We start from the raw sequence: 15,811 nt of genomic DNA, 5'->3' as shown, positions 1-15,811 counted from the left end.
CTCCCAGCCCGCCCTCCCGGTGGATTGATGCGCAGACTGTCCTGCACCAGCGCCGCGCGCCCGGGAATGCCTGCATTTCCGGATTGTCCGGGCCGGACATGGGCACCAAGGCCCGGCCGGTCAACCCCGGTTCCAAGGGCTGCGGCACTGTGATGCGCTCGGCTCCCTTTGGCCTGCTTCCCTACGTGGAAAAGGACATGGTGTACCGGCTCAGCGAAGACGCCGCTGCACTCACCCACGGGCACCCGTCGGCACTGCACAGCGCTGCCGTGTTTTCCACCCTGATCCACGACCTCCTGGACCCGGCGGCTTCCCTGCAGGGTGCCGCCGGTGCGGCATTGGAGCGGGCGGAGGTCAGCGGAGTGCCCGAGTTGGCACAGCGGCTGGCTGCCGCGGTGTCCCTGGCCGAATCCGGCCCGGTGCCTCCGGAGGAACTGACCGCAGCCCTGGGTGAAGGGTGGGTGGCTGAAGAAGCACTGGCGATCGGCCTCTACGCGGCCCTGGCAACGGCGTCAGCCGCCACGCCGGAAGAACACTTCCGCGCTGCCCTGGCACTGGCCGTAAACCACGACGGCGACAGCGACTCCACCGGCTCAGTCGCCGGCAACATCCTGGGCACGCTGTACGGCACCGAAGCGCTGCCGGACCAGTGGCTGGCCGCCCTGGAGGGCCGCAGCGTGGTCGAAGAGATGGCCCGGCAGTTCACCGCCGCAACCACTGCCGGTTAAGACCGCGGGCCAGAGGTGCGGGCCCGGTCTTCGGTCCGGGACGGCGGGCTAAGCCTGCCGGAGCGTTCCGGGCCAGGTCCCGTCGATCATCCGCAGGAACTCCGGTTCCGAGAGCACCTCAATGCGCTGGCCCTTGCCGTGCAAATCCAGGACCCGGCGGGCCTTGCCCGTCAGAACGCCGTTGCGCAGGTCCCCGGATTCAAACCCGTCTCCCATGACCAGCACGGTGGTGGCACGGGTGACGCCGGACGCGGGCCTGGCCCCCAGATCAGCGGCAAGCTTCTTGGCCGATTGGCGGGACATGCCGAGGTTTCCGCTGAACACCACGGTTTGTCCGTACAGCGGGTGGCTGCTGTCAGCGAACGGGTTGGGCGGCGGGTTCTCCCCCTCCACCGGCCAGCCCGTCCAACCGGAGGCGGCAGCCTTGGTTTCCGAACCGGTTCCGCGTTCCAGTGCAGCCCGGGTCGCTTTGGACAACGGGTCGACGCCGGGCACATAGGCCGGCATCCGGGAGGGCACCATGCCCTGCGCAGCGAAAAAGCCGGGCATATCCGCAGCACCGGCGCGGCGCACGATATCCAGCATGATTCCCGCGCAGGCGCGGGCGTCCTCCGCGGCGTCGTGGTGGTTCTTCAGCGGTACTCCCGCAGCCTCGGCCGCGAACGGCAGGGAATGCGACACCAGCGAATAGGTTCGGCGGGAATGCACCACGGAACAGGTGTAGTCATAGGCGGGCCCGGGCAGGCCGGAAACCTCCAGTGCGGAGCGGATGACCCCCATGTCAAAGGCGGCGTTGTGGGCCACCAGGAGGTCATCCCCGATAAACGCGCCGATCTCCGGAAACAGTTCTCCGAAGCGGGGCGCACCGGCCACCATGGGGGCTTCGATGCCGTGGATACGGGTGTTGCGGGGATCGAAAAAATCGTGGCCGGCCGGCGGGCGCATCAGCCAGGACACTTGATCTGCGACGGCGCCGTCCCGCACCTTGACCAGTCCCACCGAACAGGGCGAGCCCCGGAATCCGTTGGCCGTTTCGAAGTCAATGGCCGTGAATTCAATTCCCACGCGGTGTTCGGTTCCTTAGTTCTGTTCACATCTGGTTCTGGTCAAGCGGGTTCTGCGCAGCCGCACGTCTGTGAAGGCAGATGTGGGGCCGTTCTTCTGGACTGCGGTGAGGCAGAGGGATGCGGACCCTATTCGCCGTCGACCGTCTGGACCGGAGGGGCTGCCTTCTTGCGGCGGTGCGAGCGGACCTTGCTCACCACGTACCACACGGCAATCAGGACACACGCCGCAATGACGACCTTCTGGAAGACCCCGGCGTATTCCTCCACCACGTGCCAGCTCTCGCCCAGGTAGAACCCGGAAAAGACAAAGATGGAGTTCCAAATGAGGCTGCCCGCGGTGGTCAGGCCCAGGAACTTCCAGATGGGCATCCGTTCAATACCTGCAGGAATGGAGATGAGGCTGCGGAAGATGGGGATCATCCGGCCAAAGAACACCGCTTTGTAACCGTGCCGGTTGAACCAGGCTTCCACCTTGTCCACGTCCTCCAGGTCCACCAGGGGGACCTTCGAGACCAGGGCACGCATCCGGTTCCGGCCCAGCCAGGCGCCGAGTCCGTACAGCGCCCAGGCACCCACGACGGAGCCGAGAGTGGTCCAGATGAGGGCTTCGATAATCGAGAAGTTGCCCTGGCTGGCGGTGAATCCGGCCAGCGGCAGGATCACCTCGCTGGGCAGCGGCGGAAAGAGGTTCTCCAGGGCGATGGCCAGGCCTGCGCCGGGAGCACCGATGGTCTCCATGACGTTGACGGCCCAGTCAGCGACCCCTCCCAGCGCCGATCCGTCGGTATTGGCGGTGGCAGCTGAGGCAAGGATCTGTGTAGTCATATTGACCCCAATTCTGCCTTACGGAGGCGCCCCGGTGGTAACCCGACACCGTCCGGCGGCCAATTCACCGGCTTTCACCGGCGTGCCGGGGGGCCGGGCTGCGGACGCTGCAGGAACCTCTCTGCCGCGTCCGCGGCGACTCAGGCCAGGGCCTCCACGATGGCCGGAAGCAGGGCGCGGAAGGCCTGTCCGCGGTGGCTGATGGCGTTTTTCTCCTCCGCCGAGAGCTCTGCGCAGCTGCGGTCGTACCCTACCGGGCGCAGGATCGGGTCATAGCCGAATCCGCCGTTTCCGCGCGGTGCTGCGAGAAGCGTCCCGCGCAGTTCGGCCCGTTCCACCGCGGTGTGTCCGCCGGGCAGGGCCAGCGCCGCGGCGCAGACGAAGGCCGCCCCGCGGTGTTCTTCCCCGATGTCTGCCAGCTGGCGCAGCAGCAGGTCCAGGTTGGCGGCGTCGTCGCCGTGCCGGCCGGACCAGCGGGCGGAGAAGATGCCCGGAGCCCCGCCCAGCACATCCACAGCCAGGCCGGAGTCATCGGCAATAGCGGCAAGACCGGTGGCTTCTGCCACCGCGCGTGCCTTGAGCAGCGAGTTGGCTTCGAAAGTTACGCCCGTTTCGGGAACGTCCGGAACTCCCGCGGCAGCCGCATCAATGACCTGGGTATCCACGTCGAGTCCCTGAATCCGTCCGCGCAGCAATTCCCGCAGCTCCCGCAGCTTGCCGGGGTTCCTGGTGGCCAGGACCAGCCGGGGTTCGGTTGGCGCTGCGGTGCTCATGCGGTTTCCCCGCGGGATTCCCCCAGGGTGCGGCGCTGGATTTCGGCCAGCTCTGATGTGCCCAGCAGGGCCAGGTCCAGCAGGGCGTTCAGCTCGTCACGGTCAAACGGCGCACCTTCGGCGGTGCCCTGCACCTCGACGAATTTGCCGGAACCGGTGACCACCACGTTCATGTCGGTTTCGGCCCGGACGTCTTCAACGTAGGGCAGGTCCAGCATGGGTACGCCGTCGATGATGCCCACGCTGATGGCCGCCACCGTGTCCAGCAGGGGCTGCGCGTTACGCGCAATCAGCTTGTTGTCCTTGGCCCAGGCCAGGGCATCGGCGAGGGCCACGTAAGCGCCGGTGATCGCCGCGGTGCGGGTGCCGCCGTCGGCCTGCAGCACGTCGCAGTCCAGGACAATGGTGTTCTCGCCGAGGGCCTTGGTATCGATAATCGAACGCAGTGAGCGTCCGATCAGCCGGGAAATCTCGTGGGTGCGGCCGCCGAGCTTGCCCTTGACCGATTCGCGGTCGTTGCGGGTGTTCGTGGCGCGAGGCAGCATGGCGTATTCGGCGGTAACCCAGCCCTTGCCCTCGCCTTTGAGCCAGCGCGGAACACCGGCAGTCAGCGAGGCGGTGCACAGCACCTTGGTGTTGCCGAACTCGATCAGTGCCGAGCCTTCCGCCTGCTTGGACCAGCCGCGGGTAATGGTGATGTCGCGCAGCTGGTCAGGGGCGCGGCCGTCGGAGCGGACGACGGCGGAGCCTGCGGAAGGCGTGGAAGAGGCATTGTTTGCTGCTGTAGTCATGAGCCCAGTCTATCCGCCGGCATTCTCCGGACCGGCCCGGCTCCCCTCAGCTTGACCTGCGGACGCGGGGCCCTTGGGGAAACGCCGTACGAGTTATCGCTAGCCTGCCGGGAGGGCTCCCGGATTCAGAACCAGCGGCGCCGTGAAGGGACTGCCGACGTCGTAGGAGACGCCCGCGACGGCGACCGCCAGGTCCCCCGCATAGGTCTCCCTGGCCTCGGCGACGGACACGTTTGCGTCGTTCCAGACCGGGAGGTGCGTGAGCAGCAGCCGGCGCGCGTTTGCGGCTGCAGCCGCGGCGCCGGCACGCTTTCCGGTCAGGTGAACACCCTCGATGGCGTCATCGCGGCCCTCATGGAAAGCTGCCTCGCACAGAAAAACGTCGCTGTCGCGGGCGGCCTCTTCCAGCCCCTCGCAGGAGTCCGTGTCCCCTGAATAGGCCAGCGTGCGGGTGACGGGGTTGCCGTCCGCATCGATGACCGTTGCTTCAACGCGCAGCGCGTACGCCTCATCCGCGGGGTGCCGCACCGGATACGGGGTGATGGTAAACGGGCCGACCGTCACAGGCTGTTCACTTGTCCAGTTCTGGAACTGGAAGTCCTCGTGCATCCCGGGGTCCAGGGGCAGCCCGTAGGCGGTGGCCATCCGGTCCGCCGTGTCCCGGGGGCCCCAGACGGTGATCCGCTCCCGGTTCCAGCCGGCCGGGTCCCAGTGCACTGCCACATGGAGGCCGCACAGATCCATGCAGTGGTCCGGATGCAGATGGGTGAGCAGCACCGCATCAATGTCGCGCAGATCCATGTAGCGCTGCAGTACGCCCAGGGAACCGTTGCCCAGGTCCAGCAGAATGCGCCAGTCGCGGACGCCGTCATTGGCGGTCACGAGGTAGCAGGAGGCGGGAGACGCCGGTCCGGGGAAGGAGCCGCTGCAGCCCACAATGGTCAGTTTCATTTAGGTGCCGTTCCGAAGGACGCCGTGCGGCCTTCCATTCTCGCGGTGGGTGGAGCGGGCTGCGGCCACCATGTCCGGGGTGACCCGGGCCATGCTGCCGGTTGGATAGTGGGCGGCCACGTGCTCGACGTGTTCAACGCTGAGGACTTCGGGGCCAAGGAACCGGCGGGCAAGCAGTTCAAACGACGCCGCGTCACCCGTGGCCACGAAATGATGCTGCGGTGCAGTGTCCGCCATGCGCTGCAGGTTGTGGGAAATGAGCGCACGGTAGACGTCCTTGGCGGTTTCCTCCGCGCTGGACACCAGCGTGACGCCGTCGCCCATCACGTAGGAAATCACGCCGGTCAGCAGCGGGTAATGGGTGCATCCCAGCACCAGCGTGTCCACGTCGCGGGACTTCAGCGGGGCCAGGTATTCTTCGGCGGTGGCCAGCAGCTCCGGGCCCGCAGTGACTCCGGCCTCTACGAACTGCACAAAGGCCGGGCATGCCACGGACGCGATCTCCAGGTGCGGTGCTGCGGCGAACGTGTCGTCATAGGCACGGGACCCAACGGTGGCTTCAGTACCGATGACGCCAACCCGGCCTGAGCGGGTGGCCGCCACGGCACGCCGGACTGCCGGCTGGATCACCTCGATGACCGGGATTCCGTAGCGGCGGGTGTACCGCTCGCGGGCATCCCGCAGCACAGCGGCGGACGCAGTATTGCAGGCAATCACCAGCAGCTTGACGCCGGAGTCCACCAGCTCATCCATGACGCCCAGGGCATTGGCACGGACTTCGGCAATGGGAAGGGGCCCGTACGGTCCCCTGGCGGTGTCACCCACATAAAGAATTGACTCATTGGGCAGCTGATCAATCACCGCGCGGGCGACAGTCAGGCCACCCACTCCGGAGTCGAAGATGCCGATGGGTGCATCCCGGCGCTGTGCGTCCTTCAGTGATTGTTTCGTCAGCGTGGAACTACCCGGGTCAGAGCTCATAATGTATCGACAATAGTCCCCGCCGGCCCCGGCGCGTACTCAGTACAACGTGCTCTTGATCACAGCAGGGAACGAATCATGGCCTGCATCAGGGTCTCCTGGAGCCAGGTGATGAAGTTGTAAACGAGTGCCAGGTAGCCGTCCACGTCCCGGGCCTGGGACGGATCCGTGATCCCGTGCAGCCGCTCGGTGTCTTCATCGGTTTCCAGCCCGAGGCGGTCCGCCAGCACCAGCCGCACATCGTTGAGTGCGCGGGCAAAATACTGGGCTTGATCGGCGTTGAGCAGCAGCTGCTTGGACTCCAGAAGCACTGACGCCGCCCGCAGTGCGGCGGTCTTGTTTTCCCGCAGCGAGCGTTCGGTGAGGCGGCGGAATTCCAGGGCTTCGTCGTCGTCTCCGTGCACCCCGTCCGGCAGCAGACGGCGCAGCGCGGAGTCATCCGGCACACGGGCGCTGGTGTCCAAACCCACCATGGCTGCCAGCGGGTCCGCATCGGCGGGGGTCTCGGGTTCCAGCATGTTCAGCACATCGGCAAAGAGGCTGCGCAGCAGCTCCCGCTCCCCGGCGTCCAGCGATGCCGAAATGCCCTTGCGGGTGGATTTGAATCCGGTAGCCACGTGTGTGTTCCTATCCGCCGGCGGTGCCGGTCTGTGCTGCGTTGCCGCTGTTCTGGTGCCGCCCCTGCGCCGCTTTAGGCGGCCGCGCTCGACGGCCGCTGCGGACAGGGCGGCCGGTTAAGGCTCGTCGGTCTTTTGGAAGGTGGCCCAGAGTCCGAAGGAGTGCATGGCCGTGGTGTCGCGCTCCGCGGATTCGCGGGAGCCGGCGGCAACCACCGATTTGCCCTGCTCGTGCACTTCCATCATGAGCTTGTTGGCTTTGGCCTCCGAGTAGCCAAAGTAGCTGCGGAACACGTAGCTGACATAGCTCATCAGGTTCACCGGATCATTCCATACGATCACCACCCACGGCACATCCTTGCCAACCAGGGATTCCGTATCGGTACGCTCGAGGGTGTCGGTACCCGCCGAAGTGCTCAGGACAGCGCCGGGTGCAGTGCTCAACGTCATGACTCCAATTGTAGGTTGGACCCGGTTCCCGAACCGCCACCGGATGTCTTCTACTCAATAAGCGAACGGGGGATAGAGTTTTGACTGTGAACAGCCCTTCAACGTGGCGCCAGCCAAATGCCGCCCTCTATACAGACCATTACGAGCTGACCATGCTGCAGGCTGCCCTGCACTCGGGCAAGGCCTCCCGCAGATCGGTGTTTGAGGTCTTCGGCCGCAGGCTGCCCGACGGACGCCGGTACGGCGTGGTCGCCGGCACCGGACGGATCCTCGAAGCCCTGACCGCTTTCCGCTTCGGTGCGGACCAGCTGCAGTTCCTGGCGGACACCGCCGTAGTGGACGAAACGACCCTGGAATGGCTGGCGGACTTCCGCTTCTCCGGCAACATTTTCGGCTACGCAGAAGGCGAGGCATACTTCCCGCATTCGCCGATCCTGACGGTGGAATCCACTTTTGCCGAAGCCTGCATCCTGGAAACGCTGGTGCTTTCGGTGCTGAACCATGACAGCGCCATTGCTTCGGCGGCCTCCCGCATGGTGATGGCTGCCGGCGGACGGCCCTGCATCGAGATGGGATCGCGCCGCACGCATGAGGAGTCCGCCGTCGCCGCGGCCCGCGCCGCGATCATCGCCGGCTTCGACAGCACCTCCAACCTGGAGGCTGGACGCAGGTACGGCCTGAAGACGGTAGGCACCGCAGCCCACTCCTTCACCCTCCTGCATGACACGGAGCGCGATGCCTTCGAAGCCCAGGTGGGTTCCCTTGGCGCCAACACCTCGCTGCTGGTGGACACGTACGACGTCGAAGCCGGCGTGCGCAACGCCGTTGCTGTTGCGGGGCAGAAACTTGGCGGTGTCCGGCTGGATTCCGGTGACCTCGTGGCCCAGGCCCGCTGGGTTCGGGAGCTGCTGGATGACCTCGGGAACACGGATACCCGCATCATGGTGACTTCGGACCTGGATGAATACGCCATCGCATCCCTGGCCTCCGCCCCGGTGGACGCCTACGGCGTCGGAACTTCCCTGGTCACCGGGTCCGGCGCCCCGACCGCCGGCATGGTCTACAAGCTGGTCAGCCGGGAAGGGGATGACCATGAGTTTGTTTCCGTCGCCAAGGCAGCCAAGAACAAGGCCTCCCTGGGCGGCAGGAAGTATGCCCTGCGCCGGCTCAATGAGCACGCAACGGCCACGGCCGAGGTCGTCGGTATTGGCCACCGGCCGCTGGATGACGGCAACGACCGGCCGCTGCTGGAACAGTTTGTTGCCGACGGCGAGGTCCTGCCCGGCTGGACCGGGGCCGAAGGCGTGGAGCGTGCAGCCAAACGGCACACCGCGTCACTGGCTGAACTGCCCGACGCCGTGCACCGCCTGCAGCGCGGCGAACCGGTGATCCCCACAGAATACGAGGAGGAAGTATGACGCGCGCCCTGATTGTTGTTGACGTCCAGAACGACTTCTGCGAAGGAGGTTCGCTCGCCGTTCCCGGCGGTGCCGACACGGCGTCGGACATTACCGACTACATCGAGACGACGCTGGGCCGCTACGACGTGGTGGCTGCGACTCAGGACTGGCATATAGAGCCCGGATCCCACTTCTCGGACACCCCGGACTACAAGGAATCCTGGCCGGTGCACTGTGTCGCCGGCACCACCGGAGCCAGCCCGCACCCGGATCTGGACACCGAGCACATTGATGCCTTCTTCCGCAAAGGCCAGTACGAGGCCGCCTATTCCGGCTTCGAAGGCGTGCTTGCCCCTGAAGACGAAGTGCCGACGGGCGATCCGGATGCGGCCGCCGCACCGGCTGATCCGGCCGAGACGGTCAGCCTGGATGATTGGCTTCGCGAGAACGACGTCGATGAGGTTGTCATCGTGGGCCTTGCCACCGACTACTGCGTCCGGGCCACCGCGCTGGATTCCGTTGCAGCCGGGTATGACACATTCGTCATTCCCGATCTGTGCGCCGGAATCAACCGCGCTGACACCCGTGCGGCCCTGGCCGAACTGGAAGACGCCGGAGTGGAGCTGCTGGACCTGTAATTCCGGTTCAGACGGACCGCACGGCGCGGACTGCACGGCGCGGACCAAACAGAGCAGAACACCAAGACAGAAGGGGTGCCGGAGCGTAATGTTCCGGCGCCTCTTCTGTGTCGCCTCTTCTGTGTCGCCCCGGTCCTGCGTTCAGGGCACGGGCTTGCCGAAATCTCTCGTGCAGATACGGGGCTTGCCGAAATCTCTCGTGCAGATCCCGGGCCCATAACGGCCATATCCGCCTGTTCGCGCCCGTTATCTGCACGAAGAATTCGCGCTGCCCGGGTTTAGGCCCGTTATCTGCACGAATGATCCAGCACAACGATCCGGTACGGGCAAACGGTAATCTCCGCCGCTTGGAACCGGCCATAGCTGCACCGTCGATGGCAGCCAGGGGTCCTTTGTGCGGATCAGGGCCCCAAAGTCGCTCAACCCCGGTGCTTGGACTCGCCGTCTGCCCTGGCGCTCTGGGTTGAGACCTCTCCAGTACAGATAACGGGCCTAACCGTCCCCCGTAAGCCCGTTATCTGTTCTACGGACGCTAACCATGGACCCGGACCAGCCCGCACGGTTCCGGCGACATCTGTTCTGCCTACTTGCGCCCGATGAACCAGTCCTGCAGCTTCTTCAGCCGCTGGTTGAGCTGTTCCTCGTTGGCCTGTGCCACGGGCGGTCCGCCGCAGATTCGGCGCAGCTCGCTGTGCACCACGCCGTGCGGCATCCCGGAGCGGGCTGACCAGGCCGAGACGTTCTTAGCCAGCTGGCCGCGCAGTTCCGTAAGCTGCCGGTGGTCCATGACCGCGGGGGCGGCTTCCGGCTCGGGCGCTGCAGCCGTCTTGCGGCCGCGGCGGGACTGCTGCTCCTGCTGGCGCTGGCGCAGCAGCATGCCCACCTGGTCTGCGTCGAGCAGGCCGGGAATGCCCAGGAAGTCCTGTTCCTCTTCGCTGCCCAGCTCTCCCCCGGTGCCAAACTCGCCGCCGTCGAACAATACGCGGTCAAAGGAGGCCTGGGATTCCAGTGCCTCAAACTTCTGCTTGGTGAGGGAATCGGAAGCCTTTTCTTCGCGGTTGGCGGCCTCCATGAGGCTGTCCTCCAGCGCGAACCCTTCTTCTTCCAGATGGTTCTCCGGGCGGTCCAGGGCGTGGTCGCGTTCCAGTTCCAACTGGTTCGCCAGTGCCATCAGGTTGGGTACCGAGGGCAGGAACACCGAGGCCGTTTCACCGCGCTTGCGGGCACGCACAAACCGGCCGACGGCCTGCGCGAAGAACAGCGGGGTTGCCGTGGAGGTGGCGTAGACGCCCACCGCCAGGCGCGGAACGTCCACCCCTTCGGACACCATGCGCACAGCCACCATCCAGCGCTGGTCGCCGGCGGAGAACTCATCAATCTTGTCCGAGGCCTTGGCGTCGTCGGAGAGAATGACCGTGGGAGACTCCCCCGTGATCTTCTTCAGCTGACCCGCGTAGGCGCGGGCGTCGTCGTGGTCGGTGGCAATCACCAGCCCGCCGGCGTCGGGCACTGCCCGGCGCACTTCGGAGAGCCTGCGGTCAGCGGCAGCCAGCACCGACGGAATCCACTCGCCCGTGGGATTCAGCGCAGTCCGCCAGGCCTGGGCCGTGATGTCCTTGGTGACGGCGGCCTCGCCGAGGGAGGCAGCCATTTCATCGCCGGCGCTGGTGCGCCAGCGCATGGTGCCGGAGTAAGCCATGAACATCACCGGGCGCACCACATGGTCCTTCAGCGCCTGCCCGTAACCGTAGGTGTAGTCCGCCTTGGACCGGCGGATCCCGTCACGGTCCTTTTCGTATTCAACAAAGGGAATGGCCGCGGTGTCGGAGCGGAACGGCGTACCGGTAAGGGACAGCCGCTTGACTGCCGGCTCAAAGGCTTCCCGGATACCGTCGCCCCAGGACAGCGCGTCGCCGCCGTGGTGGATCTCGTCCAGGATCACCAGTGTGCGCGCCGCTTCGGTCTTGGCCCGGTGCAGCATCGGCTTGGAAGCCACCTGGGCGTAGGTCACTGCCACGCCGATGAATCCGTCGCCGTGGCGGCCGTCAGCATTCTTGAAGTTGGGGTCCAGTGCCAGTCCCACCTTGGCAGCGGCATCCGCCCACTGCCGCTTCAGGTGGTCGGTGGGCGCCACCACGGTGATCCGTTTGACGATCCCGCGGTCCACCAGCTCGGTGGCCACGCGCAGGGCGAACGTTGTCTTGCCTGCACCGGGGGTGGCCACGGCGAGGAAGTCATCGGCATCGGACGCGAAGAACTTCTCGAGGGCCTCGGCCTGCCACTGGCGCAGCTTCGGGGCCGTTCCCCACGCGGCTCGTTCCGGGTAAGCGGGCGGCAGGGCCGGTCCGCCGAAGAGGGTGTCAGGGCTCACGCTGTGAACGGCACCTTTCCTGTATTTGAAGTAACAATTGCACTGCGGGCTCCGGAGACAATCCCCAGGCCCGCAAAGACCGCGAGGACAAGCCACATGACGCGGAATACGCCGATCTGTCCGGAGGCTGCGGGATCCTGCAGCAGGGCAAAAAGAATCCCCGCCGCCGTGGTTCCCGCCACGGCACCGAGCTGGTCGGAAATCTGCAGGGACGCGGAATTGCGTCCCCGGTCCGCGGAAGTGGACAGTGCCAGCACCATGACGGAGGTGCTGGAGAGGGCCAGGCCCATGGCCGCTCCCGCGAAGGTCCACACCAGGACGATCACCCAGAAGGGGATCGACGGCGAGGCAAGCAGCCCGATTCCTCCCACGGCCGCGGCCAGCATGGTTGCGCCGATCACCAAAAGCCGGTGACGCCGCCCGCCGGCACGTGCCTGCAGGAAAGAACCCACAGCCCAGCCTACCGCTCCTGCAGTCAGCGCCAGTCCGGCAGTGGCAGGGTCCACACCGTACGTGGCCAGCACCAGCAACGGCAGAAAGGCCTCCGCCGCTACGAATCCGGCACTGAGCAGGCCGCGCGTGGCAACCACGCCGGGCAGTCCCCGGGCCAGGCGCAGGGTGCCCGGCGGCAGCAGGCGGCCCAGCGCAACACCGGCCGCAGCTGCCCCCGCTGCGGCGGCGGCCCACTGCAGTACGGCGGCCGACGACGACGCCGCGGCCGCGCTGCCGGCCCACTGGGCAACGAATACGGCAGCGGCCAGCAGCGTACCCCAGAGCGCCCGGCGGCGGACCGCCGCTGCGTCCAGTGCGGGGTTGGCGGGCGGACCCAGGCTGCGGATCCGCGGCCAGACCATCACTCCGGCAGCCAGCACGATGGGAATGACTGCGGCGAAGACCCACCGCCAGCTGACATACTGCGCCAGCAGGCCCGCCGCCAACGGCCCCACCATGGAAGGCAGGATCCATGCCGCCGCCAGCCAGCCGAAGATCACAGGCTGGAGCGCCGACGGATAGATCTCGCCAATGATTACGTAGACCGCCACGATCATGGCTCCCCCGCCGAGCCCGGACACTGCCCGGCCGGCGGTGACAATCCAGAACTCACCGGCCAGGGCTGAGAGCACCAGTCCGGCGGTCATCAGCACCATGCCTGCTGCAAGAGACGGCAGCGGCCCTCCGCGGTCACATCGGCTGCCGGCCACCACGGTCCCCAGCAGCGAGGCAGTGCGGAACATCGAGAAGGCCAGCCCGTAGCCGGCGCCCGCCGAGAGTTCCGCCGCCACCACCGGCATCGCCGTCGTCACCGCCATCGCTTCGAAGGCGGAACAGGTGATGATCGCCAGGATGCCCAGGGTGAGGGCACGGTACTCGGCGGACATCGCGCCGGCCGGGCGCGGCTGCTGAACGTCACCGCTCATACGCGCGGAATTACTTCTTGCCGTCCTTGGGTGCGCTCAGCCCGTCGTAGATTTCCTTGCAGGTGGGGCACACGGGGAACTTCTTCGGATCACGGCCGGGGGTCCAGACCTTGCCGCACAGCGCGATCACGGGTTCCCCCGAGAGCGCGGACTCCATGATCTTTTCCTTGCGGACGTAGTGGGCAAACCGCTCGCTGTCACCGGGCTCGGTGTACTCGCGCTGTTCCTCGCGCTCGATGACAGCGGTGGAACCACCCCCGTCGTCAAGGCGGCGGGCGGGGTCATTTTCGAAGGGATCGGGAGGAAGACTCATGGTTCCCATCTTAGTACCCGGGGTCATTTGTTCACCGTAACCGCAACCAGCAGCTCGGGGGCGCGGCGGTCCATCCACCGGCCGCCGATCCGGATGCCGGCCAGCAGCAGAACGGCCCCGAGCACCACGCCGGCAGCCAGGGTAAGCCAGCCGAGCAGTGCGCTGCCCGTCACCACGGCGGCCGCGGCCAGGGCAACCACCGGCAGCACAATCACGATTTGGGCCAGCATCCCCAGACTCTGGACAAGAGCGGTGCGCCCGCCGGATCCCGGCGGGGTCTTGAACGCATTCTCCCCCGGCAGCGGCACGTTATAGGTGTAGCGGGCGGACACCACGCTGGACAGGCCCAGGCCGCTGAGCAGCGTCCCGATCGACACACCGAGCAGCACCGGCAGCAGGTCCGTCTCCCCCAGCAGCACACAGGGCAGCACGGTGGCGGCCAGCACCGTGGGAACGGCGAACACGGCGCAGGCAAGGACACGTCCGGCACGGTCAGCGAAACCGGACACTCCGGTGCTGATGTGCAGTGCAAAGGCGGTGTTGTCATACGCCACGTCCGCCGTAAGCCCGAAGGCCAGCAGAAAAGCCACCAGAGGACCGATGAGCAGCGGCACCACCGTGCCTCCCGTGTTGTTCACAAACAGCAGCACCACCACCAGCAGCGGAATGATGAGCAGGGAGGCGCCGTAGCGCGGATCCCGGATCCAGTAGGTCAGCGCCCTGGCCGCCACCGCACCGGTGGGGGTGGCCGGGAACCAGCCGAAGAACCCCAGCTTGCCGCCCTTGCGCCGGGCCCCGGCGTTGTACGGAGGCGTGACCAGAGCCCGGACGAGGAGGACTTTCCAGGCCCAGACCAGCAGCGCCAGAAAGACGACGGCAATCGCCAGCTTGGCGGCCGCGGTTCCCCACTGGCCGAGGGCAATGTCGCCCGGCACGGACCAGGCAGCTCCCAGCGGAGTCCAGGACAGGGTGTTCGACAGGGAGACGAGGTACTCCCCGGCATTGCTGACGGAGCTGAACCCGCCGATAATCGGGCCCAGCAGCATCAGGGGAATGATGGCCAGAAGACCGGTGACGTCCTTAAACCGGCGGGAGGACGCCAGTGAGGTGCTGGCGGCCACGGTCACCCGGGCAGCGATCACGCAGGTGAAGACCGCGATGAGTGCGGTCAGCAGACCGGCAGCCGCTGCGGCCGGAGAATGCCGCCACACTGCCGCCGAGGCGAGTGCAGCCAGCAGGGTGACCACACCGGGAATCCCGATCAGGCCGCCCAGCGCCAGGCCGGCCAGCAGCTGAGGCAAAGGTACGGCAAACGTGACGAAGCGTGCCGGGTCCAGGGTCAGGTCCACACCCGAGGCGAGGACCGGTATCAGCGCCCAGCCCAGCACCGCGGCAGCACCGGCGAGGACAATGGCGGTGCGGGCCAGCTCCGGGTCGGTGGTACTCAGGAAAAACAGTGCGCCCAGCAGCAGTACCAGGAGCGACAGCCCGTACAGCGCCCCGAAGACAATTCCCACAATCTGCCACGGACTGCGGCGCAGGGAATTGCGGAGCAGTGTCAGTTTGAGCCTTACAAGGTGCGCAACCACGGCAGTCCCTCCGAGTGGGTGCGTCCGCCGACGAGCTGCACAAACCGGTCCTCCAGTGACTGGCCGCCGCGGACCTCGTCCACGGTTCCCGCCGCCAGCAGACTGCCGCCGGAAACCACCGCCACGTGGTCACACATTCGCTGGACCAGGTCCATGACGTGGCTGGAGACGATGACGGTGCCTCCGTTGGCCACATAACCGGCGAGGATGTCACGGATATTCGCGGCGGAGACGGGATCCACCGCTTCGAAAGGTTCGTCCAGCACCAGCAGCCGCGGAGCGTGGATGAGCGCAGACGCCAGGGCGATCTTCTTGGTCATGCCGGCGGAGTAATCAACAACAAGGGTGCCGGCGTCCTTGGTCAGGTCCATTGCTTCGAGCAGGTCGTGCACCCGTTCTGCCACAGTCACACGGTCCATGCCGCGCAGCAGACCGGCATACGTCACCAGCTGTTCGCCGGTGAGCCGGTCGAAAAGCCGGACACCGTCCGGGAGCACCCCCATCAGGCGCTTGGCTTTCAGCGGCTCCGCCCACACGTCCGTGCCGTGCACCCACACCTGGCCGTGCTCCGGCCGCAGCAATCCGGTGGCCATGGACAGCAGGGTGGTCTTGCCTGCTCCGTTGGGACCGACCAGCCCAAAGAAAGAGCCGGCCGGGACGTCGAGGCTGATTCCGTTCACGGCAATTTTCTCGCCGAAACGCTTCGCCAGTCCGCGGATCGCCAGCGCGGGGGCAGCAGGGACGGCCGGGGTTTCCAGAGGCAGGGAATCAGTCATGTGAGCACACCACTTTCGTCATGCCACCAACCTACCCCTCCGGCCTTGGCACGGGGATCGGCCGCAGGGACCAGAAATAGACCGTGCCCGGCCGGCATACTCCGCCTGGCGGAGTAGTGCTGC

At 66.6% G+C, this 15,811-nt stretch carries 16 protein-coding genes; 3 read left to right on the top strand and 13 right to left on the bottom strand.

The window, feature by feature from the left end; translation table 11 throughout:
• Positions 1–728: ADP-ribosylglycohydrolase family protein (locus QMA10_RS16040; RefSeq protein ID WP_290169966.1), on the top strand; the 728-nt coding region annotated here is incomplete at its 5' end.
• Positions 729–776: 48 nt separating this feature from the next.
• On the opposite strand, the gene QMA10_RS16035 is transcribed toward QMA10_RS16040, so the two are convergent.
• From QMA10_RS16035 to clpS, 8 genes are all read right to left on the bottom strand, one after another.
• The gene (locus tag QMA10_RS16035) at positions 777–1,793 is read right to left on the bottom strand and encodes an exonuclease domain-containing protein (RefSeq protein ID WP_290169965.1); all 1,017 of its coding nucleotides are present in this window, start codon (positions 1,791–1,793) and stop codon (positions 777–779) included.
• Positions 1,794–1,921: 128 nt separating this feature from the next.
• A complete protein-coding gene (locus QMA10_RS16030; RefSeq protein ID WP_290169962.1) occupies positions 1,922–2,620 on the bottom strand; it encodes a DedA family protein in 699 nt (232 codons plus the stop codon).
• Between the two features lie 140 nt (positions 2,621–2,760).
• Complete coding sequence (gene rdgB / locus QMA10_RS16025) at positions 2,761–3,393, bottom strand: RdgB/HAM1 family non-canonical purine NTP pyrophosphatase (protein ID WP_290169961.1); 633 nt, start codon at positions 3,391–3,393, stop codon at positions 2,761–2,763.
• A complete protein-coding gene (gene rph / locus QMA10_RS16020; protein ID WP_290169958.1) occupies positions 3,390–4,184 on the bottom strand; it encodes a ribonuclease PH in 795 nt (264 codons plus the stop codon). Before rph ends, rdgB begins: the two co-directional genes overlap by 4 nt.
• Positions 4,185–4,283: 99 nt before the next feature.
• A complete protein-coding gene (locus QMA10_RS16015; protein ID WP_290169955.1) occupies positions 4,284–5,135 on the bottom strand; it encodes an MBL fold metallo-hydrolase in 852 nt (283 codons plus the stop codon).
• The gene (murI, locus tag QMA10_RS16010; RefSeq protein WP_290169952.1) at positions 5,136–6,116 is read right to left on the bottom strand and encodes a glutamate racemase; all 981 of its coding nucleotides are present in this window, start codon (positions 6,114–6,116) and stop codon (positions 5,136–5,138) included. It abuts the gene before it with no gap.
• A gap of 59 nt (positions 6,117–6,175) precedes the next feature.
• Positions 6,176–6,733: a DUF2017 domain-containing protein gene (locus QMA10_RS16005; protein ID WP_290169950.1), complete on the bottom strand. Its 558-nt coding sequence runs from the start codon at positions 6,731–6,733 to the stop codon at positions 6,176–6,178.
• A gap of 117 nt (positions 6,734–6,850) precedes the next feature.
• Entirely contained in the window at positions 6,851–7,183 is a 333-nt protein-coding gene (gene clpS, locus QMA10_RS16000; RefSeq protein ID WP_104052433.1) for an ATP-dependent Clp protease adapter ClpS, read from the bottom strand.
• An 86-nt stretch (positions 7,184–7,269) separates the two neighbouring features.
• Here clpS and QMA10_RS15995 point away from each other — a divergent pair, with 86 nt between their 5' ends.
• Complete coding sequence (locus QMA10_RS15995) at positions 7,270–8,601, top strand: nicotinate phosphoribosyltransferase (RefSeq protein ID WP_290169947.1); 1,332 nt, start codon at positions 7,270–7,272, stop codon at positions 8,599–8,601.
• Entirely contained in the window at positions 8,598–9,221 is a 624-nt protein-coding gene (locus tag QMA10_RS15990) for a nicotinamidase (RefSeq protein ID WP_290169945.1), read from the top strand. The genes QMA10_RS15995 and QMA10_RS15990 overlap by 4 nt, the downstream gene beginning before the upstream one ends.
• A 583-nt stretch (positions 9,222–9,804) precedes the next feature.
• Here QMA10_RS15990 and QMA10_RS15985 read toward each other — a convergent pair.
• From QMA10_RS15985 to QMA10_RS15965, 5 genes are read right to left on the bottom strand one after another with little or no spacing between them, the layout of a single operon-like run.
• Complete coding sequence (locus QMA10_RS15985) at positions 9,805–11,592, bottom strand: DEAD/DEAH box helicase (RefSeq protein WP_290169944.1); 1,788 nt, start codon at positions 11,590–11,592, stop codon at positions 9,805–9,807.
• Entirely contained in the window at positions 11,589–13,010 is a 1,422-nt protein-coding gene (locus tag QMA10_RS15980) for an MFS transporter (protein ID WP_290169941.1), read from the bottom strand. Before QMA10_RS15980 ends, QMA10_RS15985 begins: the two co-directional genes overlap by 4 nt.
• Before the next feature lie 10 nt (positions 13,011–13,020).
• A complete protein-coding gene (locus QMA10_RS15975; protein ID WP_290169968.1) occupies positions 13,021–13,332 on the bottom strand; it encodes a DUF3039 domain-containing protein in 312 nt (103 codons plus the stop codon).
• A gap of 14 nt (positions 13,333–13,346) precedes the next feature.
• A complete protein-coding gene (locus QMA10_RS15970) occupies positions 13,347–14,912 on the bottom strand; it encodes a transporter (RefSeq protein ID WP_290169939.1) in 1,566 nt (521 codons plus the stop codon).
• A complete protein-coding gene (locus tag QMA10_RS15965) occupies positions 14,894–15,688 on the bottom strand; it encodes an ABC transporter ATP-binding protein (protein ID WP_290169936.1) in 795 nt (264 codons plus the stop codon). Before QMA10_RS15965 ends, QMA10_RS15970 begins: the two co-directional genes overlap by 19 nt.
• Positions 15,689–15,811: the final 123 nt, after the last annotated feature.

Origin of the sequence: Arthrobacter sp. APC 3897 (genome assembly GCF_030407495.1) — a bacterium.
Taxonomy (GTDB): domain Bacteria; phylum Actinomycetota; class Actinomycetes; order Actinomycetales; family Micrococcaceae; genus Arthrobacter_B.
This window is presented reverse-complemented; position numbering and strand designations above follow the sequence as displayed.

Bases quoted from the DNA above. Each gene is read 5' to 3' on its own strand.
- QMA10_RS16030 (WP_290169962.1), bottom strand. From the start codon at position 2,620: ATGACTACACAGATCCTTGCCTCAGCTGCCACCGCCAATACCGACGGA.
- rdgB (WP_290169961.1), bottom strand. From the start codon at position 3,393: ATGAGCACCGCAGCGCCAACCGAACCCCGGCTGGTCCTGGCCACCAGG.
- rph (WP_290169958.1), bottom strand. From the start codon at position 4,184: ATGACTACAGCAGCAAACAATGCCTCTTCCACGCCTTCCGCAGGCTCC.
- QMA10_RS16015 (WP_290169955.1), bottom strand. From the start codon at position 5,135: ATGAAACTGACCATTGTGGGCTGCAGCGGCTCCTTCCCCGGACCGGCG.
- murI (WP_290169952.1), bottom strand. From the start codon at position 6,116: ATGAGCTCTGACCCGGGTAGTTCCACGCTGACGAAACAATCACTGAAG.
- clpS (WP_104052433.1), bottom strand. From the start codon at position 7,183: ATGACGTTGAGCACTGCACCCGGCGCTGTCCTGAGCACTTCGGCGGGT.
- QMA10_RS15990 (WP_290169945.1), top strand. From the start codon at position 8,598: ATGACGCGCGCCCTGATTGTTGTTGACGTCCAGAACGACTTCTGCGAA.
- QMA10_RS15980 (WP_290169941.1), bottom strand. From the start codon at position 13,010: ATGAGCGGTGACGTTCAGCAGCCGCGCCCGGCCGGCGCGATGTCCGCC.
- QMA10_RS15975 (WP_290169968.1), bottom strand. From the start codon at position 13,332: ATGGGAACCATGAGTCTTCCTCCCGATCCCTTCGAAAATGACCCCGCC.
- QMA10_RS15965 (WP_290169936.1), bottom strand. From the start codon at position 15,688: ATGACTGATTCCCTGCCTCTGGAAACCCCGGCCGTCCCTGCTGCCCCC.